Source organism: Kitasatospora sp. NPDC127067, assembly GCF_042724755.1.
Taxonomy (GTDB): Bacteria; Actinomycetota; Actinomycetes; order Streptomycetales; family Streptomycetaceae; genus Kitasatospora; species Kitasatospora lactacystinica.
On the sequence record NZ_JBHXEM010000016.1, the window covers coordinates 1 to 26,707 of the forward strand.

A 26,707-nucleotide genomic window follows, 5' to 3' on the forward strand; every position below is an offset into this window, starting at 1 on the left:
GGATCCTGGTCGACGGCCGATCGGCTACTGCCGTGGATTGTGGAGCATAGGAGACTCGAACTCCTGACATCTGCCTTGCAAAGGCAGCGCTCTACCAACTGAGCTAATGCCCCTCGACGGCACCGCGCGCGTGCCAACGGGCACTAGCGTACCGGTTTCCGGCGCGATTCCCAGCGCCGTCCCCCTGGAACGGTGCTGTTCCATGGGGTCGGCCGGTCCGGTTCGTCGACCGGGCCGGCCGGCCCGGGAGGCGCCGACGGGCGCCTCCGGAGTTCGTCGATCGTCAGATCGCCGGGGGCTCAGCGACCGGCCGGAACCGGGTCGGTGGCCTCGGTCCACAGGTCCTGCTCGGCGCGGTCCGCCTGGACCTGACGGTAGACAAAGAAGCCGCCGAGGGCGACCAGGGCGACCAGGAGAAGCTTCTTCACCGCGGGACCTCGTCCTTCTTGCGTTGACGGACTCAAGAGCCGGATCCGGCCTGACTGACCGGGCCGACGAGTCCAGTTGTGTTTCGAGCGCGAACGGGCTGCCGAGTGCCAGACTGCCCTTGCGGCCGATGATACACACCGGTGTCCCAATCGTGACCAGCCACCGGTACGGCCAACCCGGCGGTCCGGTCCCGGGATTGACGCCGCACCTCCTGGCGGGCGGTCCGGCCGCCCCCGGACCGTCCGCCGCGCCCACGGGTCAGGCCCCGGCCCCCGGGCCCCGCACCGCCCCGGCCGCGGGGCCGTTCGCCGGGCGCTCCGGCACCACCACCACGGCCGTGCCGCCCGCCAGGTCCACCCTGGTCCGCGGCGGCGCCCCCTCGCCCTCCTCGTCCCGCAGCATCAGCGTGCTGCCGCGTTCGTCCAGCTCGTGCTGCTTGCCCGCGGCGAACTGCGCGTGCAGCTGCTCGAACCCGGTTGCCGAGATCTGCCCCTCCCGACCGGTCCCCCGCCAGGGCACCCAGCGGGCGCGGCCCGCCCTCAGTGCCAGCTGGTCGAGCACCGCCAGCACCGCCAGGGCGCAGACCAGTCCGGGGATGCTCATCGCCCACAACACCGCCATGCCGTCACCGACCCTCCACCGTGTTTCCCCGGGGAACCGTCGGGACGGGCGCACGGTTCCCGGTCCGGCGGCGGAGAAAGCGGCGGGAAGAGCGGCGGGAAACGCCGAAGGGCCCGGAGTGGATCACTCCGGGCCCTTCGGGGAGGTGGGCCTAACAGGACTTGAACCTGTGGCCTCTTCCTTATCAGGGAAGCGCTCTAACCGTCTGAGCTATAGGCCCTCACCGAACAGAGATCGTACCGGATCCCGGCCGCTCCACGGCCCCGCCCGATCTCGAAAGAGTCGAAGGGCCCGGAGTGGATCACTCCGGGCCCTTCGCGGTTGTGGGCCTAACAGGACTTGAACCTGTGGCCTCTTCCTTATCAGGGAAGCGCTCTAACCGTCTGAGCTATAGGCCCTTGCCGCACTGAAAGATTAGCGGACCGACGGCCGATCTCCCAAATCCGGCTCGGCCGGGGCCGCGGCGGCACCCCCCGCGACCAGCCCCGGCGCACCGGCGGAGGGCCGCAGCAGCCACTCCTCGCGGGTCGGCGGCAGGCCCGCCGAGCCCTCCTCGGTGCTGCGGACGGCGAGGACCTGGTTGATCCCGATCCGGTTCTGCTCGAAGGCGAGCGCGGAGGCCGCCATGTACAGCCGCCAGACCCGGGCCCGGCCGCGGCCGACCAGCCGGACCGCCTCCGTCCAGTGCGCCTCCAGGTTGGCCACCCACTCGCGAAGGGTCAGCCCGTAGTGCTCGCGCAGCGACTCGACGTCCCGGACCTCGAAGCCGGCCTCCTCCAGCCGCGCCACGGTGGAACCGACGGGGGAGAGCTCGCCGTCAGGGAAGACGAAGCGGTCGATGAAGGGGCTGGGGCGGTGCTGTTCACCGGGAAGGTCGGGGCGGCGGGCGATCTGGTGGTTGAGCAGCCGGCCACCGGGCACCAGCAGCCGGTACAGGCCCTCGGCGTAGACCCGGTACTGCTCGGCGCCGACGTGCTCGGCCATCCCGACGCTGGAGATCGCGTCGAAGGGCCCGTCTGCGATCTCCCGGTAGTCCTGGAGCCGGACCTCGACCCGGTCGGACAGGCCGGCCTCCTCGACCCGGGCACGGGCCAGCGCGACCTGCTCCCGGGAGATGGAGACGCCGACCGCGGTGACCCCGTAGTGCTTCGCCGCGTGCAGCAGCAGTGAGCCCCAGCCGCAGCCGACGTCCAGCAGGCGCATCCCGGGGCGCAGGCCGAGCTTGCGGCAGATCAGGTCGAGCTTGGCCTCCTGGGCGGCCTCCAGGCTCTTCGACTCCGGCGTCCAGTAGGCGCACGAGTAGACCATCGAGGAGCCCAGCACGATCCGGTAGAAGTCGTTCCCGACGTCGTAGTGGTGGCTGATGGCCGCGCGGTCCCGGCTGCGGCTGTGCAGGCGTCCCGCGGCCCTGCGGACCTCCTCGCGGGGCGGCTCGGGTTCCAGGCCGACCGCCCCGGCCCGCAGCACGGCGGCGAGCACCCGGCGGCCCCTGGCGCCGACCACGTCCCGCGGGCCGAAGGCCAGGGTGCGGATCTCCGGCCGCTCGGCGAAGCGGGCGACGGCGGAGAGCGTCTCGTACAGGTCGGTGCCGGGGGCGAGCTCGAGGTCCCCCGCGACGTAGGCCCGGGCCAGGCCCAGTTCGTCCGGCCGCCAGATCAGCCGGCGCAGCGCCCGACGGTTGCGCAGGACCACGGTGGGCGCGCCCGGAGGCCCTGCGACGCTGCCGTCCCAGGCCTGGACCCGCAGCGGTACCGGGACCCCCAACAGCCCTTCCAGGGCCTCCACCAGTTGACCTGCGAGCTTCGCCACCGCGCGCCTCCGTCCAGTCGTCCTGCGGAACCTCAGCCGACCCGGTCGGGCGGATCGGGGGCGGCCTGCGGCACTCCCGGGATTCGGGACGGGTGGCACCCAGCTAATCCCACGGCGGCCGCCCGCTTTCCGGGCGGCGCGCCGCGGGCGGCCGGCTGTCACCCGAAATGCCGACGGGCCCCACCGGCTGCAACAGCCGGTGGGGCCCGTACATTCCGTCCCCGGACGGGAAACTGAGCGTGCGTCAGGATCCGGCCGGAATCAGTCCTCCTCGGCCAGGGTGAGCTCCACGCCGCCGGTGAAGCCGGCCGCCGCGTTGTAGATGAACGCGGAGAGCGTGGACAGGGCGGTCAGCAGGACGACGTCGACCACGGCGATCAGCGTGGTGAAGGTCATCACCTTGCCGAAGCCGACGTAGTCCATCAGGTTGAGGCCGCCGCTGCTGTCCGAGCCGGTGACGTCCTTGAGGGTCTTGGTCAGCGAGTCGAAGACGCCGAGCGAGTCCAGCGTCATCCACAGCACGGCCGCGGCCACGATGATGATGATGCCGACGGCCAGCGACAGCAGGAAGCTGACCTTCATCACGGACCACGGGTCGACCTTGGTCACCCGCAGCCGGGCCTTGCGCGTCCGGCCGAGCGCGGAGCCGCCGGCCGCGGGGGCCGGGGCGGGGGCCGCGCCGGGGCGGCGCGCCGCTCCGCCGGTGGGGGTGCCACCGGGCGGGGTGTGCCCCGGGACCCGGGTGCCCCGGGCCGGGGTCGGCTGCCCCTTGGCGTAGGTGGTCGGCTGCGAGAAGCCGCCCGATCCGGCGGCCTGGCCGCCGCTCGCCGACGCGGCCTGCTGCCCGCCGTAGGTCGCACCGCTCTGGCCCGCTCCACCGGCCGGCGGCATCAGCGAGGTGGACGCGGCCGAGTGATCGGTCGGCGGCTGCGGAACGCCGTACGAACCCCCGCCCTGCGCGCCCGGACGGCCGCCGGAGGTTCCTCCCGCAGCACCCGTGGCTCCACTCACCTGGTCCTCCCGCACTTCCCACCAGGACGGCGGTGCCGCCCTGCTTCGTCAATCGTCATCCAGCGCCCGGCGGGATTGCCCGGAACTGGTCGGCGGCCGATGCCGCCGCGCCCGTTGATGGGACGCGGCGGCACCGGTCTGCGGTTCGGTTCAGGCCTCGACGTCTCCGTCGACCGCCGTCACCGCACCCTCGGCCGTCTCGGTGGACTCGGTGGACTCGGTACCCGCCACCTCGTCCTCCGCCGTCTCCTCGTCCTCGGCCTCCGCGTTGCGGGCCATGCCCACGACCGCGTCGCGCTTTCCGAGGTTGATCAGTTGGACGCCCATGGTGTCACGTCCGGTTTCACGAACCTCGGAAACCCTCGTGCGGATCACCCCACCCGAGAGGGTGATCGCCATGATCTCGTCGGATTCGTCGACCACGAGCGCGCCGACCAGCGAGCCCCGGCCCTCGACGATCTTCGCCGCCTTGGTGCCGTAGCCGCCGCGCCCCTGGACACGGTACTCGTCCACACCGGTGCGCTTGGCGTACCCGCCGTCAGTGGCGGTGAAGACATAGGTACCCGGACGGACGACGTTCATCGACAGCAGTTCGTCGTCCTCCCGGAACGCCATGCCCTTGACGCCGGAGGTGGCACGGCCGGTGGGGCGCAGGGCGTCGTCGGTCGCGGTGAAGCGGATCGACTGGGCCTTCTTGGAGACCAGCAGCAGGTCGTCCTCGGCGGAGACCAGCTCGGCGCCGATCAGCTCGTCGTCCTGGCCCTCCTCGTCCTGGCGCAGGTTGATCGCGATCAGGCCGCCGGAGCGCGGCGAGTCGTAGTCCTTGAGCGCCGACTTCTTCACCAGGCCGGCCCGGGTGGCGAGGACCAGGTACGGCTTGTCCTCGTAGGTGCGGACGGCCATCACCTGGGCGATGTGCTCGTCCGGCTGGAAGGCCAGCAGGTTGGCCACGTGCTGGCCGCGGGCGTCGCGCCCGGCGTCCGGCAGCTCGTAGCCCTTGGCCCGGTAGACCCGGCCCTTGTTGGTGAAGAACAGGATCCAGTTGTGGGTCGTCGTCACGAAGAAGTGGTCGACGATGTCGTCCTGCTTCAGCTGGGCACCGCGCACGCCCTTGCCGCCGCGCTTCTGCGAGCGGTAGAGGTCGGAGCGGGTCCGCTTGACGTAGCCGCCACGGGTGATGGTGACGACGATGTCCTCCTCGGCGATGAGGTCCTCGATGGAGAGGTCGCCGTCGGAGGGGATGAGGGTGGAGCGCCGCTCGTCGCCGTACTTCTCGACGATCGCGGTGAGCTCCTCGGAGATGATCTCCCGCTGACGGGTCGGCGAGGCCAGGATCGCGTTGTACTCGTCGATCTTGCGCTGGAGCTCGTCGTGCTCGTCCATGATCCGCTGGCGCTCCAGGGCGGCCAGCCGGCGCAGCTGCATCTCCAGGATGGCGTTGGCCTGGAGCTCGTCGATGTCGAGCAGGCCCATCAGGCCGGTGCGGGCGGCGTCGGCGCTGGCCGAGGCCCGGATCAGCGCGATGACCTCGTCGATCAGGTCCAGGGCCTTGAGCAGCGCGCGCAGGATGTGGGCGCGCTCCTCGGCCTTGCGCAGCCGGAAGGTGGTGCGCCGGACGATGACCTCGACCTGGTGGTTGACCCAGTGCCGGATGAAGGCGTCCAGCGACAGGGTGCGCGGCACGCCGTCGACCAGGGCCAGCATGTTGGCGCCGAAGTTGGTCTGCAGCTCGGTGTGCTTGTAGAGGTTGTTCAGCACCACCTTGGCGACGGCGTCGCGCTTGAGCACGACGACCAGGCGCTGGCCGGTGCGCGAGGAGGACTCGTCGCGGACGTCGGCGATGCCGGCGATCTTGCCGTCCTTCACCAGGTCGGCGATCTTCAGCGCGAGGTTGTCCGGATTGACCTGGAACGGCAGCTCGGTGATCACCAGGCACTGGCGGCCCTGGATCTCCTCGACCTCGACCACGGCGCGCATGGTGACCGAGCCGCGGCCGGTGCGGTAGTAGTCGTCGATGCCGCGGCGGCCGACGATCAGCGCGCCGGTGGGGAAGTCCGGGCCCTTGATCCGCTCGACCAGGGCGTCCAGCAGCTCCTCGGCGGAGGCCTCCGGGTTCTCCAGGTACCAGAGCGCGCCGGAGGCGACCTCGCGGAGGTTGTGCGGCGGGATGTTGGTGGCCATGCCGACCGCGATGCCGGTGGCACCGTTGACCAGCAGGTTGGGGATGCGCGCGGGCAGGACGGTGGGCTCCTGCGAGCGCCCGTCGTAGTTGGCCGCGAAGTCGACGGTCTCCTCGTCGATGTCGCGCATCATCTCCATGGCGAGCGGCATCATCTTGCACTCGGTGTAGCGCATGGCCGCCGCCGGGTCGTTGCCCGGGGAGCCGAAGTTGCCGTTGCCGTCCACCAGCGGCATCCGCATCGACCACGGCTGGGCCAGGCGGACCACGGTGTCGTAGATCGAGGTGTCACCGTGCGGGTGGTAGTTGCCCATGACGTCGCCGACGACGCGGGCGCACTTGTAGTAGCCCTTCTCGGGGCGGTAGCCGCCGTCGTACATCGCGTAGAGCACGCGGCGGTGCACCGGCTTGAGGCCGTCGCGGACCTCGGGCAGCGCACGACTGACGATCACGCTCATCGCGTAGTCGAGGTACGAGCGCTGCATCTCGGTCTCGAGCTCGACCGGCTCGATCCGCATCGTCACCTGGGCGGTGGCCTCGGCGGCTTCGGGAGTCTCGGGCTGTTCGCCTTCGGGACGGTTGTCGTCGACCACTGGTGGTCAGTTTCCTTTCACGCGGACTGGAACGTGCGGGGCCTGCGGTGCAGGCGTCACACGTCCAGGAAGCGGACGTCCTTGGCGTTGCGCTGGATGAAGGAGCGGCGGGCCTCGACGTCCTCGCCCATCAGCACGGAGAACAGCTCGTCGGCACGGGCGGCGTCCTCCAGGGTGACCTGGAGCAGCAGCCGGTGCTCGACGTCCATGGTGGTGACCCGGAGCTCCTCGGCGTTCATCTCGCCGAGACCCTTGAAGCGCTGGATCGCGTCGTCCTTGGGCAGCCGGCGCCCGGCCGCCACCCCGGAGGCGATCACGGCGTCGCGCTCGCGGTCGGAGTAGGCGTACTCGAAGTCGTCCTTGCCCCACTTGATCTTGTACAGCGGGGGCATCGCGAGGTAGACGTACCCGGACTCGACCAGCGGCCGCATGAAGCGGAACAGCAGGGTCAGCAGCAGGGTGCGGATGTGCTGTCCGTCGACGTCGGCGTCGGCCATCAGCACGATCTTGTGGTACCGCAGCTTGGACTCGTCGTAGTCCTCCTGGATGCCGCAGCCGAACGCCGAGATCAGCGCCTGGACCTCGGTGTTCTGGAGGACCTTGTCGATCCGGGCCTTCTCGACGTTCAGGATCTTGCCGCGGATCGGCAGGATGGCCTGGGTGCGCGGGTCGCGGCCCTGCTTGGCCGAGCCGCCTGCGGAGTCACCCTCGACGATGAAGATCTCGCACTCGGACGGGTCCTTCGACTGGCAGTCGGAGAGCTTGCCCGGCAGCGAGGCGGACTCCAGCAGACCCTTGCGGCGCGTCAGGTCGCGGGCCTTGCGGGCGGCGACGCGCGCGGTGGCGGCCTGGATGGACTTGCGGATGATGTCCGCGGCCTCGTTGGGGTTGCGGTCCAGCCAGTCGTTGAGGTGCTCGTGGACGACCTTCTGGACGAAGGTCTTGGCCTCGGTGTTGCCGAGCTTGTCCTTGGTCTGGCCCTCGAACTGCGGCTCGCCGAGCTTGACCGAGATGATCGCGGTCAGGCCCTCGCGGATGTCCTCGCCGGAGAGGTTGTCGTCCTTCTCCCGGAGCAGCTTCTTGTCCCGCGCGTAGCGGTTGACCAGGCCGGTCAGCGCCGCGCGGAAGCCCTCCTCGTGGGTGCCGCCGCCGTGGGTGTGGATGGTGTTGGCGAAGCTGTAGACCCCCTCGGTGTAGGAGGAGTTCCACTGCATCGCGATCTCCACCGAGATCGCCTTGTCCTTGTCCTCCGCCTCGAAGTCGATCACCGAGGGGTGGACGACCTCGCCCTTGCGGGAGTTGAGGTGGGCGACGAAGTCGGCGATGCCGCCGTCGTACTTGTACGTGACGGTGAGCGGCTTGCCGTCCTCGTCCGCGTGCTCGGGGCGCTCGTCGGTCAGCGAGATCGACAGGCCCTTGTTGAGGAAGGCCATCTCCTGGAAGCGCCGGGAGAGCGTCTCGAAGGAGTAGACGGTGGTCTCGAAGATGTCGGGGTCGGCCCAGAAGGTCACCGTGGTGCCGGTGCGGTCGGTCTCCGCGCCCTTGACGAGGGGGGCGGCCGGGGCACCCATCTTGTAGTCCTGGGTCCAGATGTGGCCGTCCTTGTGGATCTCCACCGAGAGCCGGGTGGACAGCGCGTTCACCACGGACACGCCGACGCCGTGCAGACCGCCGGAGACGGCGTACCCGCCGCCGCCGAACTTGCCGCCCGCGTGCAGGACGGTGAGCACGACCTCGACGGCGGGCTTGTCCTGACCGGGGACGATGTCCACCGGGATGCCGCGGCCGTTGTCGACGCAGCGGATGGCGCCGTCGGCCATGATCGTGACGTCGATGGTGTCGGCGTACCCGGCCATCGCCTCGTCGACGGAGTTGTCCACGACCTCCTGCACCAGGTGGTGCAGGCCGCGCTCGCCCGTCGAACCGATGTACATGCCGGGGCGCTTGCGGACGGCGTCGAGGCCTTCCAGCACCTGGATGTTGCTACCGGTGTAGGAAGCCTGGTCGGACTGGTCTGGGGTCTGGCTGGGGTTGCCGGAATCGGCCACGAAGCGCCCTCTCTGGCACAGCACGGGCCGCACGCCCACCCCGTGCGGGCGGGCGTGCGACCACAGCGTTTCGACTCGGTTGCCACTAGCAACAGTGTTTGGCTCTCAGTCTACCGGTACGACTGACATAGATGGGCGTTTGGCAGCCCTTGAGGGCAGATATGCCGCCCTGAATCCCCTCTGCACATGTCCCGATACTCGACCGGGGGGCCCAGGGCGCCTGGAAGGGCTGTCAGGGGTTCCGGAAGATCGTCGTCCGATCCGTGCCCCCGGCGGCCGCCCGGTCCCCCGGTCAGCCCCAGGTGTCGCCCGGCCCCTTGCTCCCCGGCGCACGCAGCCGGCCGTAGCCGCGGGCGGGCGCCGCCGGGCCGAGCACCTTGATGGTCCGGACCGTCCCGTGCCCCAGCTCGTGGTTCAGACGGGCCACCAACTGCCTTGCCAGCCAGCGTAGTTGGGTGGCCCAGGCGGTGGAGTCGCACTGCACGGTGAGCACCGCGGCGGCCTCGTCGTAGGAGGAGGGATGGCAGTGCGCGGCGATGTCCGGGCCGACGATCTGCGGCCAGCGGCCCATCACCCCGCCGACGGCGGCCGAGGACTCCCAGCCGCGCTCGGTCAGCAGCCGGTTGAGCGCCGCACCCAGCGGGACGGGGTCGCGGCCGTCCGAGCGGGCACCGCTGCGCAGGCCGTACCGCTTCGCCTCGCGCTTCTCGCGGACCTGCTCACCGCGCTGGCGGGCCTGGGCACGGGCCGCCCGCAGCGCGGAGCGGGCGAGGTCGGCGCCGGTCGGCGCGGGAGCGCCGGGCTCGGCGGCGTCGGACCGGGGTGCTCCGGGCTCGGGTGCTCCGGGCTTGGGAGCTCCGGGCTTGGATGCTCCGGACCTGGGGGAGTGCTCCGCCGGCTCGCTCACGGCGATCTCCTTTCCCCAGCCTGTGGACAACGGTCGCGGTCGCGCGCCCGCCGAGCCGTCCAGCCTACGGGAGCGGCCGGACCCCTCGGACCGGAGCGGGGGTGGGCGGTGCGCGGAAGCGGTCGCGGTGCGGTGGCGGCGGTGTGGTGGTCCGGGTGCGGCGGCACCGGTGAAAGGGGACACCGGCGGGCGGGGGCACCGCCGGCGCCGGTGAAGGGGGTACCCGGGCGGAAGCCACCGCCGGAAGAGCGCTCGGTCAGGCGTCGATCCGGCGCACCGCGCCGTCGGAGACCGCGAACCGGGCGCCGGCCAGCGCCTTCGGCACGTCCTCGGCGACCGCCGCGGTCACCAGCACCTGCTCCCCGTCGGCCACCAGCTCGGCCAGCCGGTCCCGGCGGGCGGCGTCCAGCTCGGCGAACACGTCGTCCAGGATCAGCACCGGCTCGCCGCCGTCGGCGCGCAGCAGCTCGTACGAGGCCAGCCGCAGCGCCAGCGCGAACGACCAGGACTCGCCATGGCTGGCGTAGCCCTTGGCGGGCAGCGGGCCGAGCCTGAGCAGCAGCTCGTCGCGGTGCGGGCCGACCAGGGTGACGCCGCGATCGACCTCCTGCTTGCGGGCCGCCTGCAGCGCGTTCAGCAGCTGCTCCTCGGCCTGCTCGCGACTGGTCGGCAGTTCGCCCTCGAAGGAGCTGCGGTACTCCAGGGAGGTGTCGCCGCCGCCCGGGGCGAGCTGCCCGTACGCGGCCGCCACCAGCGGCTGCAGGGCGGCCACCAGCTGGATCCGGAAGGCCGTCAACTCGGCGCCGGCGCGGGCGAGATGGCCGTCCCAGACCTCCAGGGTGGACAGGTCGGCGCCCTTGCCGCCGCCGGCCCGGCGGGCCATCGCGGCGGTCTTCAGCAGGGCGTTGCGCTGCTTGAGCACCCGCTCGTAGTCCTGCCGCACCCCGGCCAGCCGGGGTGCCCGGGCGGTCAGCAGCTCGTCCAGGAAGCGCCGCCGCTCACCCGGGTCCCCCTTGACCAGGCTGAGGTCCTCGGGGGCGAACAGCACGGTGCGCAGCAGGCCCAGCACGTCGCGCGGGCGGACGTTGTCGGAGCGGTTGATCCGGGCCCGGTTGGCCTTGCCCGGGGTGAGCTCCAGCTCGATCAGGGTGGAGCGGCCGCGGTCCACCACCGAGGTGCGGACCACCGCCCGCTCGGCGCCCAGCCGGATCAGCGGGGCGTCGGTGGCGACCCGGTGGCTGCCCAGGGTGGCGACGTAGCCGATCGCCTCGACCAGGTTGGTCTTGCCCTGGCCGTTCGGTCCGACGAAGGCGGTCACGCCCGGGTCGAGGGGAACCTCGGCCCGGGCGTACGACCGGAAGTCGGCGAGCGACAGATGCGCGACGTGCATGGCTGTGGACTGCGCCCGCCTTCTTGTGGAGGACCTGCTGGTTACTTGGACTCGACCGCGTGGCCGCCGAACTGGTTGCGCAGCGCGGCGATCATCTTCATCTGCGGCGAGTCCTCCTGACGGGAGGCGAAGCGGGCGAACAGCGAGGCGGTGATGGCCGGCAGCGGCACGGCGTGGTCGATCGCGGCCTCGACGGTCCAGCGGCCCTCGCCGGAGTCGGCGGCCCAGCCGCGCAGCTTGTCCAGGTGCTCGTCCTCGTCCAGGGCGCGGACGGACAGGTCCAGCAGCCAGGAGCGGATGACGGTGCCCTCCTGCCAGCTGCGGAAGACCTCGCGCACGTCGGTGACCTCGGGGGCGGCCTCCAGCAGCTCCCAGCCCTCGGCGAAGGCCTGCATCATCGCGTACTCGATGCCGTTGTGGACCATCTTGGCGAAGTGGCCGGCGCCCACGGCACCCGCGTGCACCGAGCCGAACTCGCCCTCGGGCTTGAGGGCGTCGAAGACCGGCTGGGCCTTGGCGACGTGCTCGGCGTCGCCGCCGTACATCAGCGCGTAGCCGTTCTCCAGGCCCCAGACGCCGCCGGAGACACCGCAGTCCACGAAGCCGATGCCCTTGGCGGCCAGCGCCTCGGCGTGCTTGATGTCGTCGGTCCAACGGGAGTTGCCGCCGTCGACCACCACGTCGCCGGGGGAGAGCAGCTCGGCGAGCTCGTCGACGGTGGCCTGGGTGGCGGCGCCGGCCGGGACCATGACCCAGACCACGCGCGGGCCCTGGAGCTTGGTGACGAGCTCCTGGAGGCTGTCGACGTCGGAGATGTCCGGGTTGCGGTCGTACCCGATGACGGTGTGGCCGGCGCGGCGGATCCGCTCGCGCATGTTGCCGCCCATCTTGCCGAGACCGATGAGGCCGAGCTCCATGACCAAGTCCTTACCTGTGGTGACGTGCCTGCCGGCGGCGCCGTTGCCGCACTCCTTGAGCCTACGCGCTGGAGCGGACCCGGCCGTCTGCGGTCGGGCCGGGCGGGGAGACGTCCACAGGCTGTGCACAGCGGGTGTGCACAGCCTGTGGACGGTAGGACGCGGCGGGATCAGCCGGAGAGGCGGACCGGCATGATCAGGTACTGGTAGGCCTTGTCCTCCTCGGCGTCCACCGAGACCTTGCCGCTGAGCAGCGCGGGCTTGGTCGGGGTGGTGAAGCTGAGCTGGGCGAAGGGGGAGTCGATGGCCTTGAGGCCCTCCTCCAGGTAGCCCGGGTTGAAGGCGATCGAGATGGCGTCGCCCTCCAGGGAGGCCTCGATCCGCTCGGTGGCCTGGGCGTCGTCGCCCGAACCGGCCTCCAGGGTCAGCACGCCCTCCTCGAAGTTGAGGCGGACCGGGGTGTTGCGCTCGGCGACCAGCGAGACGCGCTTGAGCGCCTCCAGGAAGGGCTGGGTCTGGATCGCGGCGATCGCGTTGAACTCGGTCGGGAACAGGCTGCGGAACTTGGGGAACTCGCCCTCCAGCAGCCGGGTGGTGGTCCGGCGGCCGGCGCCCTCGAAACCGATCAGGCCCTCGCCCGCGCCGCCCGAGGAGAGCGCGATGGAGACGTTGTCGCCGCTGCCCAGGGACTTGGCGATGTCCTGGAGGGTCTTGGCGGGGACCAGCGCGACGGCGGAGATGTCCGACTGCTCGGGCTTCCACAGCAGCTCGCGGACGGCGAAGCGGTAGCGGTCGGTGGCGGCCAGGGTGATCCGGTCGCCCTCGATCTCGACCCGGACACCGGTGAGCACCGGGAGGGTGTCGTCCCGGCCGGCGGCGACCGCGGCCTGGCTGACGGCCGAGGCGAAGACGTCGCCGGAGACGGTGCCGGTGGCGGTCGGCATCTGGGGGAGCGCGGGGTACTCGTCCACCGGGAGGGTGGGGAGGGTGAAGCGGGAGCTGCCGCAGACCACGCTGACGCGCTGGCCGTCGGTGGAGATCTCCACCGGCCGGTTGGGGAGGTTGCGGGAGATGTCGTTCAGCAGCCGGCCGGAGACCAGGACGGTGCCGGCCTCCTCGACGTCCGCCTCCAGCTCGACCCGGGCCGAGACCTCGTAGTCGAAGCCGGACAGCGCCAGACTGCCCTCCTGCGCGGTCAGCAGCAGGCCGGCCAGCACCGGCACCGGCGGCCGTGCCGGGAGGCTGCGGGCAGCCCAGGCCACCGCCTCCGCGAGGACGTCACGCTCCACCCGGAACTTCACCGGTAACCGCCTCCTGGATCGAGCGCTCCCGCTCGCACTCTGGTTCGTCTGATCTTGATCGTCGGTTCGGCTGTCCGCCGAGCTCGGTCACTCCGCTTCCAGTCGCAAGGACAGTCTGACGTACTCCGCCGACAGACGGGGCAGACGGGCGGAAGCAACCCGAACGGTTGTCGGAGGCCGGTTGTCCACAGATTCGGGGCCCACCCACTTTGAAAGCAAGTCCGGGGTCTAAATGTGTAGTGGTAGTAGTAGGGCCTGTGGAAACCGTGGATAACCCCGTTTCCCCAGGTCAGAGCCCGAATTTTGTCCACAGCGGCTGTGGACGGCGGCTGTGGACGGGCAGGCCTCGCTGTGGACAGCCGAGCGTTACCCACAGGCCACGCTGGGTATCCACAGGTTATCCCCAGGGCTGTCCCCAGATCCGGGCCCGGTTATCCACGGGCGCCGGTCAACTTTTCGTGACGCCTTTCACACCAGGGTATGAACGGTAGCCCACGGTTGTCGAACTGTGGACGCCGCTGTGGACAACCTGGGGATAACCGCCCTTCCCCTGGGGACAACCGGTGGATAACCCGGACGGCCCAGTGGTGGCCCGTCAACTGTCCACAGCCTGTGGATAACCGTTGTGCACAAGTCCACAGGCACTTGACCTGCGCGGAAGAGCGTAGCGGTGACGGGCCTGTGGACGAATTCTGGATAACTCCGCACTCCCCACCCTGTGGACGGTGGAGAAGGGGCCGGTCCTGTGGACAACGGCCTTGCGCGCCCTCGGTTTTCGAATCACCGGTCAGTTGTTCGGCGCGGGCTGTGGACTGGCGGAACGTCCGTCGACGGCATCCCTGCCCAGCCGGCGCGCGCCGCACACCTGTGGACGTGCGAAAGGGCGTCAGGATTCGCTCCTGACGCCCTGGGGCCGTGCCGCGTCGTGCCGTGCCGCGTCGTGCCGGGTGTTCGTGCGGTGCAGCGCCGCGTGGCAGCCGGCACGACACCCGGCACGGAGTCGGCTAGCTCTTGATGCGGTTGGTGAGTTCGGTGACCTGGTTGTAGATCGAGCGCCGCTCGGCCATCAGCGAGCGGATCTTGCGGTCCGCGTGCATCACCGTGGTGTGGTCGCGGCCGCCGAACTGCGCACCGATCTTCGGCAGCGAGAGGTCGGTGAGCTCACGGCAGAGGTACATCGCGATCTGCCGGGCCGTCACCAGCACGCGGCTGCGCGAGGATCCGCAGAGGTCGTCCACCCCCAGGCCGAAGTACGCGGCGGTCTGCTGCATGATGACCTGCGCGGTGATCTCCGGGCCGGCGTCCTCGTCACCGCCGGGGATCAGGTCCTTGAGGACGATCCCGGCCAACTCCAGGTCCACCGGGGCCCGGTTGAGGTTGGCGAAGGCGGTGACCCGGATCAGGGCGCCCTCCAGCTCCCGGATGTTGCGGGTGATCCGGGAGGCGATGAACTCCAACACGTCGGCGGGAGCGTTGAGTTGTTCCTGGATCGCCTTCTTGCGCAGGATCGCGATCCGGGTCTCCAGCTCCGGCGGGGTGACGTCGGTGATCAGACCCCACTCGAAGCGGTTGCGCAGCCGGTCCTCCAGCGTGGTCAGCAGCTTGGGCGGCCGGTCCGAGGAGAGGACGATCTGCTTGTTCGCGTTGTGCAGGGTGTTGAAGGTGTGGAAGAACTCCTCCTGCGTGGACTCCTTGCTCGCGAGGAACTGGATGTCGTCCACGAGCAGGATGTCCATGTCCCGGTAGCGGCGGCGGAAGGTGTCCGCCTTGCCGTCCCGGATCGAGTTGATGAACTCGTTGGTGAACTCCTCCGAGGACACGTAGCGCACCCGGGTGCCCGGGAAGAGGCTGCGCGAGTAGTGCCCGATGGCGTGCAGCAGGTGGGTCTTGCCCAGCCCGGACTCGCCGTAGATGAAGAGCGGGTTGTACGCCTTGGCCGGGGCCTCGGCGACCGCCACCGCCGCCGCGTGCGCGAAGCGGTTGCTGGCGCCGATCACGAAGGTGTCGAACAGGTACTTGGGGTTCAGCCGGGCGGCCGGCTCGTCCTTGCGGGAGCCGCCGGCCGGGGGAGCGCCGGGCGGGGCGGGCACCCCGGGGACGCCGGGACGCTCCCCGGAGCGCTCCGGGGAGGCCTTCTCCGCGGGACGGCCGCCGGTGGGGCGGGAACCACCGGCCCGGCGGCCGGCGCCGGCCCGCGGCTGCTCGTTCGGGCCGGGGCCGTAGGCGCCGCCGAAGAGGTCGCCCTGGGTGGTCGCGGGCGGGCCGGGAACGGGCCGCGGCGCCTGGCGGGGCGCGGGCTCCTCCGGGTCGCGATAGGCGGGCGGCTGCTCCTGGTAGCCCTGCCAGCCCTGGCCGCCGCCGGGGCCGCCGTACGGAGCCTGGCGCGGGTCGTAGCCGCCGGTGTCGTAGCGGGGCCGCTCGTAGTCCTGCTCGTACGGCTGCCCCTGCCCCTGCTCGTAGGGGTGGCCCTGCTCGTACGGCTGGCCGTGTTCGTACGACTGCGGGTAGTCCTGGCCGCCGTAGTCGGGGGCGTCCTCCTCGGCCGGGCCCGGGTAGGGCTCGGCGGGGGACTGGGGGGCGGGTGCGGGGGTGGTCGGCACCGCGTTGGCGTCGACCATCACGGCGATCCGGACCGGGCGGCTGAGCTCACGGCTGAGGGCCTCGGTCAGCTGCGGCAGCAGCCGGCCCTCCAGCACCTGCTTGGCCCGCTCGTTCGGGGTCGCCAGCAGGGCGGTGTCGTGCATCATCCACATCGGCTGGGTGCGCTGCACCCACTGTTTGTCCATCTCCCCGACATCGGGGTCGTTGACCAGCCGCTCGACGACCCTGGCCCAGACCGGGACGAGGTCGCTGTTGACATCAGCCACTGGTGCACGCTTTCCAAGAACAAACCAGACAAGTTCTGCAACGGTAGTCAGCGAACAGGGCGGGATCAAGTCGTTGTCCACAGGCTGTGGGTAAGACGGGCGATCGCGGGCTGGTTTGACCCCCGTGCCCCGTCCCGCGTACCGTAACCAGGTCGAGTTGTCGATGGCCGCTGCCGCATGTCCGCGGGTCCACCCGCTCCATAAGGCGCGCAGCACGGGCGCCGTGGATTGCCTCAGACCCCAGCCGAACTGGGGCGATGGGCCGGATTTCCGAATCAGGGGAGATCACGCGGACGCACGGTGACGGCCAAGCGATTCCCCGTCATCCTACGATTCACCTCAGGAGCCCCCGAGTGAGCAAGCGCACCTTCCAGCCGAACAACCGTCGTCGCGCGAAGACCCACGGCTTCCGGCTGCGTATGCGTACCCGCGCCGGCCGTGCCATCCTGGCCGCCCGCCGTGGCAAGGGCCGCACCAGCCTGTCCGCCTGATCCGCGCCAGAGTCTGTTGTGCTGCCCTCCGAGAATCGGCTGCGGCGGCGCCAGGACTTCGCGACCGCGGTGAAACGCGGTCGTCGGGCCGGCCGGCCCCTTCTGGTCGTCCATCTCAGCAGAGACGGTGACCCGCAGGGGCAGACCGACCGGACCAGCGACTCCCGCCCGCACGTCGCCGAGGGGACTCCTTCGGCGCGTGCGGGTTTCGTCGTGAGCAAGGCCGTTGGCCCGGCGGTCGTCCGCAATCTGGTCAAGCGCCGGTTGCGTCACCTCGTTCGTGATCGTCTGTCCAGGCTGCCCGCCGGTAGCCTGATAGTGGTGCGTGCGCTGCCCCAGGCCGCGACCGCCTCGTACCAGGACCTCGAACGTGACCTGGACGCGGCACTCAAGCGGTTGCTGAGGACGGAGCCCGCCGCCACGGCGCCGACGGGAGCAGGTCGATGAAGTACCTGCTGATGGGTCTGATCAGGGTCTACCAGTGGACCATCAGCCCACTGCTCGGTCCGGTCTGCCGTTATTACCCCTCCTGCTCGCACTACGGCTACGAGGCCGTGAAGGTGCACGGGGCGGTGAAAGGCGGCGGGCTGACCGTGTGGCGCATCCTGCGCTGCAATCCGTGGACGCCCGGCGGGGTCGATCATGTCCCGCCGCGCAAGCATCCGGTGTGGCACCGGCGGTTGCGGGACTGGCTGAAGAGCCGGTCCGCCACCGGAGACCCGGTGACCGCCACCCCCGCCGGTCCGGACCCCGAGGGCCCGGCGACCATTGGTCCCGTGCGGCCAATCCACCTGTCCAAGGAGCCTGACCGGTGACCTTCTCCTTCCTGAATCCCCTGTACACAGCGGTGTCCTGGATCATCGTCCAGTTCCATTCGCTGTACAGCCACATCTTCGACCCGGACGGTGGCTGGGCCTGGGGTCTCGCCATCGCCTCGATGGTGGTCGTCATCCGGATCTGCCTGATCCCGCTCTTCGTGAAGCAGATCAAGGCGACCCGGGCCATGCAGGCGATCCAGCCGAAGATGAAGGCCATCCAGGAGCGCTACAAGAACGACCGGCAGCGCCAGTCCGAAGAGATGATGAAGCTGTACAAGGATGCGGGTACCAACCCGTTCTCCAGCTGCCTTCCCATCATCGTGCAGGCGCCGTTCTTCACCGCCCTCTACGGCGTGCTCGCCAAGGTCGCCAAGGGCCAGGACATCGGTGTCATCCACGGTGACCTGCTGGTGAGCGCCGGCAAGGCGCACATCTTCGGCGCCCCGCTCTCCGCGACCTTCGTCGGCAGCCCCGAGACCAGCGTCAAGATCGTCACCGCCGTGATGATCATCCTGATGTCGCTGTCGCAGTTCGTCACCCAGCGCCAGCTGATGACCAAGAACGTCGACCTCACGGTGAAGACGCCGTTCATGCAGCAGCAGAAGATGCTGATGTACGTCTTCCCGATCATGTTCGCCGTGATGGGCATCAACTTCCCGGTCGGTGTCCTGGTCTACTGGCTGACCACCAACGTCTGGTCGATGGGCCAGCAGCTGATCGTCATCCACAACAACCCGACCCCGGGCAGCATGGCCTTCCAGGAGCGCCAGGAGCGTCTGAAGAAGGCCGGCCGACTGCGTCCGGACGGTACGGAGATCAAGGGCGCGCTCTGGGGCATGCTGCCCCCGTCCAAGGCGGCCGTGAGCGAGGCGGCCAGCGCCGCCGCGGTGGTCGAGGAGTCGGTGCAGGCGCGCCGCCAGCAGCCCCGTCGGCAGAGCAAGGCCCAGCGCCAGCAGGGCGGCGTCGGACAGCCGACCGTGGAGCCGGGCAAGGACGCCCCGGCCGAGGAGCCCACCGACGCAGCTCCGGCCGACACCGCCCCGGCGGACTCCCCGGCCGATGCCGGTGGCAAGCCGGCGGCCGCCAAGCAGAGCACGGCCAAGCCGGCCGGTACCAAGCAGGGCACCCGGCAGCAGCCGAAGCGCGGTGGCGGCCAGCGGCCGAAGAAGAAGTCCTGACCGGCCCCAAGCCTGTTGTGACAGCCGCGAAGAGCTTCGTTCCCGGCCCGGCAGACGGGCCCATCTCCGAAGGAGTCCATCAGTGACGGAAGGCACCACCTCCGCCGTCGAGGCCGAGACCGCCGCCAGTTCCGACGAGAGCCTCATCTCCCGTCTGGAGCAGGAGGGCGACATCGCGGCGGACTACCTGGAGGGTCTGCTCGACATCGCCGACCTGGACGGTGACATCGACATGGACGTCGAGGGCGACCGTGCCCTGGTCTCCATCGTCAGTGACGGCAACGACCGCGCGCTGCAGCGCCTGGTCGGCCAGGACGGCGAGGTGCTGGAGGCCCTCCAGGAGCTGACCCGGTTGGCTGTCCACCGGGAGACCGGCGAGCGCAGCCGCCTCATGCTGGACATTGCCGGCTTCCGGGCCCGCAAGCGCGAGGAGCTGGCGGTGCTCGGGGCCAAGGCCGCGGAGCAGGCCAAGAGCAGTGGCGAGCAGGTCAAGCTGCGGCCGATGACTCCCTTCGAGCGCAAGGTCGTCCACGACGCGGTCGCCGCGGCCGGCCTGCGCAGCGAGTCCGAGGGCGAAGAGCCCCAGCGGTTCGTGGTCGTGCTGCCGGTCTGAGGCCGACAGGTCGACGACCGGCCGCCGTGGCGGCCGGAGAGCTTCACCGGACGTGACCCCGTCCGCCTCGTGCGGGCGGGGTCGTCGTCCCTTCTGGGATGTTTCACGTGAAACAGTGCGTTGAGCGGGTCGGTGGATCCGGGGATCGGAGAGGTCGAGATGGACACGGAGAACGCGGCTGCCGGCCGGCCGGGGGCGGACGTGGACCCGGCCGCTGAGGGGCGGGCCACCGAGCTGGACCAGCTGTCCGAGGCGCCGGCCGTCGCCCGGGAGGTCTTCGGGGAACGCTACGACGCCGCGGTCCGCTACACGGAGCTGCTGGCCACCGCGGGCGTTCAGCGCGGGCTGATCGGGCCCCGCGAGGTGCCCCGGCTCTGGGACCGCCACGTGCTGAACTGCGCGGTGCTGGCCGAGCTGCTGCCCGCCGGCACCACCCTGTGCGACGTCGGCTCCGGGGCCGGCCTGCCGGGCATCCCGGTGGCGCTGGCCCGTCCGGACGTCTCGGTGACGCTGCTGGAGCCGCTGCTGCGCCGGACCACCTTCCTGGAGGAGGTCGTCCGGGAGCTGGGCCTGGACAACGTCACGGTGCTGCGCGGTCGCGCGGAGGAGATGGTCGGCAAGCTCGCGGTGGACGTGGTGACCGCCCGGGCGGTGGCGCCGCTGGACCGGCTGGCCGGCTGGGGCATGCCGCTGCTGCGCCCGCACGGACAGATGCTGGCGCTCAAGGGCGACAGCGCGGAGCAGGAGCTGGCCGAATCGCGGGCCGGTCTGGCCAAGCTGGGTGCGGTCGAGTGGAGCGTCATCGCGGTCGGCGAGGGCACCCTGGAGACCTCGACCCGGGTGATCCAGGTGAAGGCGGGGGAGAGCCCCGGCGGGGTGAAGGCGGCCACCCGGCGCGCCAAGGCGGCCCGGGCGGGTCGCACCGCGAGCGTCCGGAACGGCGAGCGCGGCCGGGGCGGGCGGCGCCGCAGTCGCTGATCCGGCGTGACGCCGAAGACGTACCGAACACGGGCGGACGGCCTCCTGCGAGGGAGGATCGTCCGCCCGTCGTCGTTCAGGTGGCGGACGGGCCGCTGTTCCCCCCCGGCGTTCGGCCGGGTGGTGCCCCCGGGACACCGGAGTGTCGCAACGTCAGATTTCCGGCATAGCGGGCATGGTGTTTCACGTGAAACGTCGCTCCTTGCTCTCGGGCATCCTCCGCCGTGACCGGGCGGCGACTGTTGCCGCTCCGGTTTCACGTGAAACACTGACCCCCATGCAGGACTCGGAGACCGTCGACCAGATCGATGACACGCCCATCGCACGGGCTGCCCAGGCTGCGGTTCAGGCGATCGGCCGAGCGGGCGAGGGACTGCCCCGGCCCGCCGCCACCCGGGTGATCGTGGTCGCCAACCAGAAGGGTGGGGTGGGCAAGACCACCACCACCGTGAACATGGCCGCCTCGCTCGCCATGCACGGCCTGCGCGTCCTGGTCGTCGACCTCGACCCGCAAGGCAACGCCTCCACGGCGCTCGGCATCGACCACCACGCCGAGGTGCCGTCCATCTACGACGTCCTGGTGGAGGGCAAGCCGCTGGCCGACGTGGTGCAGCCGGTGCACGACGTCGAGGGGCTGTTCTGCGTCCCCGCCACCATCGACCTGGCCGGCGCCGAGATCGAGCTGGTCTCCCTGGTGGCCCGGGAGAGCCGGCTCCAGCGGGCCATCGCCGCCTACGAGCAGCCGCTCGACTACATCCTGATCGACTGTCCGCCCTCGCTGGGTCTGCTGACGGTCAACGCCCTGGTCGCCGGCCAGGAGGTGATGATCCCGATCCAGTGCGAGTACTACGCCCTGGAGGGCCTCGGCCAGCTGCTGCGCAACGTCGAGCTGGTGCGCGCGCACCTCAATCCCGCACTGCACGTGTCGACCATCCTGCTCACCATGTACGACGCCCGGACCAGGCTGGCCGCCCAGGTCGCCGAGGAGGTCCGGACCCACTTCCACCAAGAGGTGCTGAGCACGGCGATCCCGCGCTCGGTGCGCATCTCGGAGGCGCCCAGCTACGGGCAGACGGTGCTCACCTACGACCCGGGCTCGACCGGGGCGCTCTCCTACCTGGAGGCCGCCCGCGAGCTCGCGCTGCGTGCGGTGGGCCAGGGCGGCTCGCTGGTGGGTCAGCAGCGGGACGGCCAGCAGGGGCACGGCGCCCCGGTGGCACAGCACGGCACGACGGAGGGTCATCAGTGAGTGCTCGCAGGGTTGGTCTGGGACGAGGGCTGGAGGCGTTGATCCGCCCCGCCGCGCCGGTGGACGGCGGGGCGGAGGCGAAGCCCGCGGCAGCCGCGCCCGCACCGGCCTCGGTGACGCCGCTGCCGAGCGGCCGCGGCACGGTGGCGGCCCGGGCGGCCGCGGAGAAGCGGGCCGAGCAGGCGCAGCCGGCCGGTGCGTACTTCGCCGAGCTGCCGCTGGACGCGATCACCCCGAACCCGCGCCAGCCGCGTGAGGTCTTCGACGAGGACAAGCTGGCCGAGCTGGTCACCTCCATCAAGGAGGTCGGGCTGCTCCAGCCGATCGTGGTGCGCCAGGTCGGTGCGGACAGCTTCGAGCTGATCATGGGCGAGCGCCGCTGGCGCGCCTCCCGGGAGGCCGGGCTGGAGCGGATCCCGGCGATCGTCCGGGCCACCGAGGACGACAAGCTGCTGCTGGACGCCCTCCTGGAGAACCTGCACCGCGCCGAGCTGAACCCGGTGGAGGAGGCGGCCGCCTACGACCAGCTGCTGCGGGACTTCGCCTGCACCCACGAGGAGCTGGCCGACCGGATCGGCCGCTCCCGCACGCACGTCTCCAACACCCTGCGGCTGATGAAGCTCCCGCCGTCCGTCCAGACCCGGCTGGTGGCCGGGACGCTGATGGCCGGACACGCCCGGGCGCTGCTCGGCCTGTCGGGGCCCGAGCAGCAGGAGCGGCTGGCCGCGCGGGTCATCGCCGAGGGCCTCACGGTGCGCAACGTCGAGGAGATCGTCGTGCTGATGCGCTCGGAGGAACCGGAGGAGCCCAAGCGCCAGGCGCCGAAGGCGGGCAAGCTGAACTCCCCGGCCTTCAACGACCTGGCGAGCCGGCTGTCCGACCGCTTCGACACCCGGGTCAAGGTCGAGGTGTCGCAGCGCGGCGGGAAGCTGGGCAAGGGCAAGGTGGTGCTGGAGTTCGGCTCGGTGGAGGACCTGAACCGGATCCTGGACAGCATGGCCCCGGGTGAGGACGGTCTGCGACTGTCGCAGGGCTGAGCCGGACCGGCCGGCCGAGGGCAACGACCCGATGGGTGCGTGTTCCACGTGAGCGCTGTTTCACGTGAAACATGCACCCATCGGCGTTCGTGGGGGAATGCTCGACCGTGAGAGGGAGGAGGTGCGGCCATGGGACGGCGGATCGCTCCGCTGACGCTGGACAACCTCGGGGACCTGCCGAACGGCTGTCGCTCCTGCGTGTTCTGGGAGCTGGACCCGGTCAGCGCGAAGGAGGCGGTCGAGGCGGGCAAGCCGGAGCTGGAGAAGGAGGGGTGGATCTCCACGGTGCTGCTGGAGTGGGGCTCCTGCGGGCGGATCGTCTACGTGGACGACCGGCCCGCCGGGTTCGTGCTCTACGCACCGCCCGCCTACGTCCCCCGCTCGCAGTCCTTCCCGACCAGCCCGGTGTCGGCGGACGCCGTTCAGCTGATGGTCAGCCGGGTGCTGCCGGGCTACCAGCGCCAGGGCCTCGGCCGGGTGCTGGTGCAGACGGTGGCCAAGGACCTGATCGGGCGGGGGGTGCGGGCGATCGAGGCCTTCGGCTCGTCCGGGCGGGTGCCGACCAGCTGCGTGCTGCCGGCCGACCATCTGCTCGCGGTCGGCTTCAAGACCGTCCGCCCGCACCAGCGCTACCCGCGGCTGCGTCTGGAGGCGCGGACGACGCTCTCCTGGCGGGGTGATGTGGAGGGGGCGCTGGAGCGGCTGTTGGGCGGCGGGCGCAAGGAGCCCGCGCTGCGGCCGTTCTAGCGGGCGCCTCCGTAGGGCGGCTCCGTAGGGCGCCTCGGGAGGGCGCCTCGGGAGGGCGCCTCGGGAGGGCGCCTCGGGAGGGCGCCTCGGGAGGGCGTCGCCACGGGCGTCTCCAGGGGCGTCCGGAGGGCCCGGAAACGACGGCGGCGGGGCTCCCCACCGAGGGGAGCCCCGCCGCCGTGCGGTCGACGACCGGAAGACCTAGATGAACTCGGCCAGCTCGCGCAGCAGCGCGGCCTTCGGACGGGCACCGGTGATGGACTTCACCGGCTCGCCGTCCTTGTAGACGATCAGGGTCGGGATCGAGATGACGCCGTACTTGGCGGCGGTCGCCTGGTTGGCGTCCACGTCCAGCTTGGCGATGGTCAGCTTCTCGCCGTGCTCGGCCGCGATGTCGTCCAGGACCGGGGCGACCTGGCGGCACGGGCCGCACCAGGTGGCCCAGAAGTCGACCAGTACGGGCTTCTCGCTCTTCAGGACGTCCTGCTCGAACGTCGCGTCGGTGACGGTGGTGGTGGCGCCGGCCACGGGAACTCCTCGGGTTCGGACGGAGGGGGCTGCTGCCAGGAGAACAACGGGTGGGCCCGTTCTGTTTCTGCCCGGCCGGGGCGGGGGTGTTTCACGTGGAACACCCCCGTGGGGCGGAGGGTGGGGCTCAGACCGCGACGGCGGCCTTGGCCTCCAGGTCGTCCAGCGCGGCCAGGTAGCGCTCGGCGTCCAGGGCGGAGGAGCAGCCGGTGCCGGCGGCGGTGATGGCCTGGCGGTAGGTGTGGTCCACGACGTCGCCGGCGCCGAAGACGCCCGGGATGTTGGTCCGGGTCGAGGGGGCCTCGACCTTGAGGTAGCCCTCGGCGTCCAGGTCCAGCTGGCCCTTGAAGAGCTCGGTGCGCGGGTCGTGGCCGATCGCGATGAACAGACCGGTGACGGCCAGCTCGCGGGTCTCGCCGGTGGTGGTGTCGCGCAGGGTGACGCCGGTCAGCTTCGGGTCGCCGTGGATGGCCTCGACCGCGCTGTCCCACTCGAAGCGGATCTTCGGGTCGGCGAAGGCGCGCTCCTGCATCGCCTTGGAGGCGCGCAGGGTGTCGCGGCGGTGGATGATCGTGACGCTGCGGGCGAAGCGGGAGAGGAAGGTCGCCTCCTCCAGGGCGGTGTCGCCGCCGCCGACCACCGCGATGTCCTGGTCGCGGAAGAAGAAGCCGTCGCAGGTGGCGCACCAGGAGACGCCGCGGCCGGAGAGCTTGTCCTCGTTGGGCAGGCCGAGCTTGCGGTGCTGGGAGCCGGTGGTGACGATCACGGCGCGCGCCTTGTGCACGTTGCCCTCGGAGTCGGTGACGGTCTTGATGTCACCGGTGAGGTCGACCGCGACGATGTCGTCGGGGATCAGCTCGGCGCCGAAGCGCTCGGCCTGGGCCCGCATGTTGTCCATCAGCTCGGGGCCCATGATGCCGTCCCGGAAGCCCGGGAAGTTCTCGACCTCGGTGGTGTTCATGAGCGCACCACCGGCGGTCACGGCCCCCTCGAAGACCAGCGGCTTGAGGGAGGCACGGGCCGTGTAGAGCGCGGCCGTGTACCCGGCCGGGCCGGAACCGATGATGATCACGTTACGGACGTCGCTCACTGCTTCTCCTGGTTCGCATCGCGACCCGCGTTTGCTGCGGGGAGGGCGGTCCTGCTCCGCCGCCCGGGACAACGACTGACCAGTGTCTCGCATTCCCAGGCGGATCAGTACCAGGCGCCCGAAGTCCGGAAGCGGCGTGCCGCCGTCGGCGTGGATCGCATGGGAACGGCCGGTCAGCGGCTGGGAACGGCCTGGTGCAGGACGACCGGGCCGCAGTCGGGGGAGCGCAGGTAGACGTCGACGGAACCGGGGCGGCCGGGCAGGGAGTAGACCAGGACGTCGACCGGGGCGCCGTGGTAGCTGCCCCGGTCGGTGGCCAGCGGGGTGCCGGAGGCGGGTGCCGGGCAGCCCGGGCCGCTGGGGGAGGCGGGGGAGGGCGAGTCGGGCTCCGGGCGGCCGCCGTCGGCGGGCGGGGCCCCCTCGGACTGGGCGGGCCCGGTGGCCAGCAGTCCCGGGACGTTCTTCGAGCGGGCCAGCAATTGCTGCACCTGGGTGGTGAGTTCGTCGTCGCGGTAGTCGGTGCCGGCGCCCGCCGTGTGCGGGGCGCGGACATCGTGGCCGTCGGTGGTGGCGGCCGGGGCGCTGCCCGCGGTGGCCGCCACCGTGCCGGACCCGTCGTCGGGGTGGAGCAGCAGTGCCCCGCCGAGCCCGAGGGCGGCCAGGACGGCGGCCGTGCCGAGCAGCAGGGCGAACCGTCGCCGGCGGGCGCGACCGGGCCCGACGGCCGAGCCGGACCGGCCGGCGGGTCGGTCGCCGGACGGGGCAGCCGGCCGGGAGGCCGTGGAGGAGGGCGTGACGGGCACCGTGGCGGCACGCGCGGGCCGGGCCGGGGCCTCGGCCCGGTGGTCGGCCGCGGGGGCCTCCTGAGCCGGTTCGACGGCCTCGCGGCCGCTCCCGGCGGCTGCGGCGGCGGCCTCGGCCAGTGCCGCGTCCAGCCGGGCGGCGACGTCGGCCGGCATCGGCGGGGTCTCGACGTCGCCGAGCAGCGACTGGACCTCGGCGAGGGCGTCGACGGTCTCCCGGCACTCGGCGCAGCCGTCCAGGTGCCGGCGCAGCGCCCCGATGGTGTCCGGGGACTCGATCAGTCCTTCGGCGAGGTCGGCCAGCCGCTCGATCGGGGGGTGGTCCTCGGCGGGGTCGGGGAAGGAGGGGTGGGCGTTCATCGGGTGCTCGCGTCTCCTTCCAGGACCGTCCGGCCGGTGCTCGGGCCCGACCCTGTGACGGTGCCGGGCGGCTTCGGGTTCCCCCGGGTGTCGCGGCGCGGTGGGGCCGAGCCGCGGGCGGGCGGTGTTTCACGTGAAACATCGGGCTCGCGCAGGTGCCGGACCAGGGGGAGGAGCCGGGCCCGGCCGCGCGCGCAGCGGCTCTTCACGGTGCCCACCGGAACGCCCAGCAGTTCGGCCGCCTCGGCCACCGGGTACCCCTGCATGTCGACCAGCACCAGTGCGGCCCGCTGCTCGGCGGGCAGCTCGGCGAGCGCCGCGGTCAGCTCGCGGTGCAGCTCGGCCCGGACCACCGGGAAGTCGGCCGGCTCGGCGCTGCCGACCAGGGTGTCCAGCCGCTGGGGGTCCTCGTCGAGCGGGGTGGTGCGGCGGGTGGCGCCGCGCCGGGCGCGGTCCAGGCAGGCGTTGACCACGATCCGGTGCAGCCAGGTGGTGACCGCCGAGCGGCCCTGGAAGCCGGCGGCGGCGCGGAAGGCGGAGACCAGGGCGTCCTGGAGGGCGTCGGCGGCCTCCTCGCGGTCGCCCAGGGTGCGCAGGGCGACCGCCCAGAGCCGGTCGCGGTGGCGGTCCACCAGCAGACCGAAGGCCGCCGGGTCGCCGGCGACGTGCCGGGCGAGCAGCGTCGCGTCGTCCGTCGGGTGCGCGTCGTCCGCCACCGTCACCCCTCCCTCCCGGCCGCCGGT

At 71.5% G+C, this 26,707-nt stretch carries 24 protein-coding genes and 3 tRNA genes; 9 read left to right on the forward strand and 18 right to left on the reverse strand.

Annotated features, from left to right (window positions below; translation table 11 throughout):
• Positions 1-40: 40 nt before the first annotated feature.
• The 14 genes from ACFWJ4_RS09445 to dnaA form a co-directional block, all read right to left on the reverse strand.
• Positions 41-113 (reverse strand) — tRNA-Ala (locus ACFWJ4_RS09445).
• A gap of 186 nt (positions 114-299) precedes the next feature.
• On the reverse strand, positions 300-428 hold the full coding sequence (locus ACFWJ4_RS09450) for a DLW-39 family protein (protein ID WP_014137031.1): 129 nt from the start codon (positions 426-428) through the stop codon (positions 300-302).
• Between the two features lie 259 nt (positions 429-687).
• Positions 688-1,032, reverse strand: coding sequence for a DUF6191 domain-containing protein (locus ACFWJ4_RS09455; protein WP_380541238.1), 345 nt, complete (start codon positions 1,030-1,032; stop codon positions 688-690).
• A gap of 164 nt (positions 1,033-1,196) precedes the next feature.
• Positions 1,197-1,270: transfer RNA gene (locus ACFWJ4_RS09460), tRNA-Ile, on the reverse strand.
• Positions 1,271-1,374: 104 nt separating this feature from the next.
• Positions 1,375-1,448, reverse strand: a tRNA-Ile gene (locus ACFWJ4_RS09465).
• A gap of 16 nt (positions 1,449-1,464) precedes the next feature.
• Positions 1,465-2,859, reverse strand: coding sequence for a class I SAM-dependent methyltransferase (locus ACFWJ4_RS09470; protein WP_380541241.1), 1,395 nt, complete (start codon positions 2,857-2,859; stop codon positions 1,465-1,467).
• Positions 2,860-3,120: 261 nt separating this feature from the next.
• A complete protein-coding gene (locus ACFWJ4_RS09475) occupies positions 3,121-3,870 on the reverse strand; it encodes a DUF3566 domain-containing protein (RefSeq protein WP_359906984.1) in 750 nt (249 codons plus the stop codon).
• Positions 3,871-4,020: 150 nt separating this feature from the next.
• Positions 4,021-6,567, reverse strand: coding sequence for a DNA gyrase subunit A (gyrA, locus tag ACFWJ4_RS09480; RefSeq protein ID WP_380358489.1), 2,547 nt, complete (start codon positions 6,565-6,567; stop codon positions 4,021-4,023).
• A gap of 131 nt (positions 6,568-6,698) precedes the next feature.
• Positions 6,699-8,714, reverse strand: coding sequence for a DNA topoisomerase (ATP-hydrolyzing) subunit B (gyrB, locus tag ACFWJ4_RS09485; protein WP_380541244.1), 2,016 nt, complete (start codon positions 8,712-8,714; stop codon positions 6,699-6,701).
• 268 nt (positions 8,715-8,982) lie between these two features.
• The gene (locus ACFWJ4_RS09490; protein ID WP_359907018.1) at positions 8,983-9,447 is read right to left on the reverse strand and encodes a DciA family protein; all 465 of its coding nucleotides are present in this window, start codon (positions 9,445-9,447) and stop codon (positions 8,983-8,985) included.
• Between the two features lie 406 nt (positions 9,448-9,853).
• Positions 9,854-10,987: a DNA replication/repair protein RecF gene (gene recF / locus ACFWJ4_RS09495; protein ID WP_380541247.1), complete on the reverse strand. Its 1,134-nt coding sequence runs from the start codon at positions 10,985-10,987 to the stop codon at positions 9,854-9,856.
• Between the two features lie 41 nt (positions 10,988-11,028).
• Positions 11,029-11,904, reverse strand: a complete 876-nt coding sequence (gene gnd / locus ACFWJ4_RS09500) for a phosphogluconate dehydrogenase (NAD(+)-dependent, decarboxylating) (protein WP_359906995.1) — start codon at positions 11,902-11,904, stop codon at positions 11,029-11,031.
• A 170-nt stretch (positions 11,905-12,074) separates the two neighbouring features.
• Entirely contained in the window at positions 12,075-13,205 is a 1,131-nt protein-coding gene (dnaN, locus tag ACFWJ4_RS09505; RefSeq protein ID WP_074001900.1) for a DNA polymerase III subunit beta, read from the reverse strand.
• Positions 13,206-14,209: 1,004 nt separating this feature from the next.
• On the reverse strand, positions 14,210-16,072 hold the full coding sequence (gene dnaA / locus ACFWJ4_RS09510; protein ID WP_380541250.1) for a chromosomal replication initiator protein DnaA: 1,863 nt from the start codon (positions 16,070-16,072) through the stop codon (positions 14,210-14,212).
• 353 nt (positions 16,073-16,425) lie between these two features.
• Here dnaA and rpmH point away from each other — a divergent pair, with 353 nt between their 5' ends.
• From rpmH to ACFWJ4_RS09555, 9 genes are all read left to right on the forward strand, one after another.
• A complete protein-coding gene (gene rpmH / locus ACFWJ4_RS09515) occupies positions 16,426-16,563 on the forward strand; it encodes a 50S ribosomal protein L34 (protein ID WP_030392420.1) in 138 nt (45 codons plus the stop codon).
• 18 nt (positions 16,564-16,581) lie between these two features.
• Positions 16,582-17,010: a ribonuclease P protein component gene (gene rnpA / locus ACFWJ4_RS09520; protein ID WP_049655849.1), complete on the forward strand. Its 429-nt coding sequence runs from the start codon at positions 16,582-16,584 to the stop codon at positions 17,008-17,010.
• Positions 17,007-17,378: a membrane protein insertion efficiency factor YidD gene (gene yidD, locus ACFWJ4_RS09525; protein WP_049655851.1), complete on the forward strand. Its 372-nt coding sequence runs from the start codon at positions 17,007-17,009 to the stop codon at positions 17,376-17,378. Before rnpA ends, yidD begins: the two co-directional genes overlap by 4 nt.
• Entirely contained in the window at positions 17,375-18,559 is a 1,185-nt protein-coding gene (gene yidC / locus ACFWJ4_RS09530; protein WP_380541253.1) for a membrane protein insertase YidC, read from the forward strand. Before yidD ends, yidC begins: the two co-directional genes overlap by 4 nt.
• 82 nt (positions 18,560-18,641) lie before the next feature.
• Complete coding sequence (locus tag ACFWJ4_RS09535) at positions 18,642-19,172, forward strand: protein jag (RefSeq protein WP_380541256.1); 531 nt, start codon at positions 18,642-18,644, stop codon at positions 19,170-19,172.
• A gap of 159 nt (positions 19,173-19,331) precedes the next feature.
• Entirely contained in the window at positions 19,332-20,150 is an 819-nt protein-coding gene (gene rsmG / locus ACFWJ4_RS09540; RefSeq protein ID WP_380541259.1) for a 16S rRNA (guanine(527)-N(7))-methyltransferase RsmG, read from the forward strand.
• A gap of 304 nt (positions 20,151-20,454) precedes the next feature.
• Entirely contained in the window at positions 20,455-21,399 is a 945-nt protein-coding gene (locus tag ACFWJ4_RS09545; protein ID WP_359907026.1) for a ParA family protein, read from the forward strand.
• Positions 21,396-22,436 carry a ParB/RepB/Spo0J family partition protein gene (locus tag ACFWJ4_RS09550; protein WP_359907012.1) on the forward strand — a complete coding sequence of 347 codons (1,041 nt, stop codon included), beginning with the start codon at positions 21,396-21,398 and terminating at the stop codon, positions 22,434-22,436. Before ACFWJ4_RS09545 ends, ACFWJ4_RS09550 begins: the two co-directional genes overlap by 4 nt.
• 129 nt (positions 22,437-22,565) lie before the next feature.
• Positions 22,566-23,183, forward strand: coding sequence for a GNAT family N-acetyltransferase (locus tag ACFWJ4_RS09555; RefSeq protein ID WP_359907015.1), 618 nt, complete (start codon positions 22,566-22,568; stop codon positions 23,181-23,183).
• 201 nt (positions 23,184-23,384) lie between these two features.
• Here the strand turns inward: ACFWJ4_RS09555 and trxA are convergent, their stop codons facing one another.
• From trxA to sigM, 4 genes are all read right to left on the reverse strand, one after another.
• The gene (gene trxA, locus ACFWJ4_RS09560) at positions 23,385-23,711 is read right to left on the reverse strand and encodes a thioredoxin (protein WP_359909516.1); all 327 of its coding nucleotides are present in this window, start codon (positions 23,709-23,711) and stop codon (positions 23,385-23,387) included.
• Between the two features lie 127 nt (positions 23,712-23,838).
• Positions 23,839-24,801, reverse strand: coding sequence for a thioredoxin-disulfide reductase (trxB, locus tag ACFWJ4_RS09565; RefSeq protein WP_380541262.1), 963 nt, complete (start codon positions 24,799-24,801; stop codon positions 23,839-23,841).
• A 173-nt stretch (positions 24,802-24,974) separates the two neighbouring features.
• The gene (locus ACFWJ4_RS09570; protein WP_380541265.1) at positions 24,975-25,964 is read right to left on the reverse strand and encodes a hypothetical protein; all 990 of its coding nucleotides are present in this window, start codon (positions 25,962-25,964) and stop codon (positions 24,975-24,977) included.
• Positions 25,961-26,680 (reverse strand): RNA polymerase sigma factor SigM, encoded by a 720-nt coding sequence (gene sigM, locus ACFWJ4_RS09575; protein WP_380541268.1) that lies wholly within the window; start codon positions 26,678-26,680, stop codon positions 25,961-25,963. Before sigM ends, ACFWJ4_RS09570 begins: the two co-directional genes overlap by 4 nt.
• Positions 26,681-26,707: the final 27 nt, after the last annotated feature.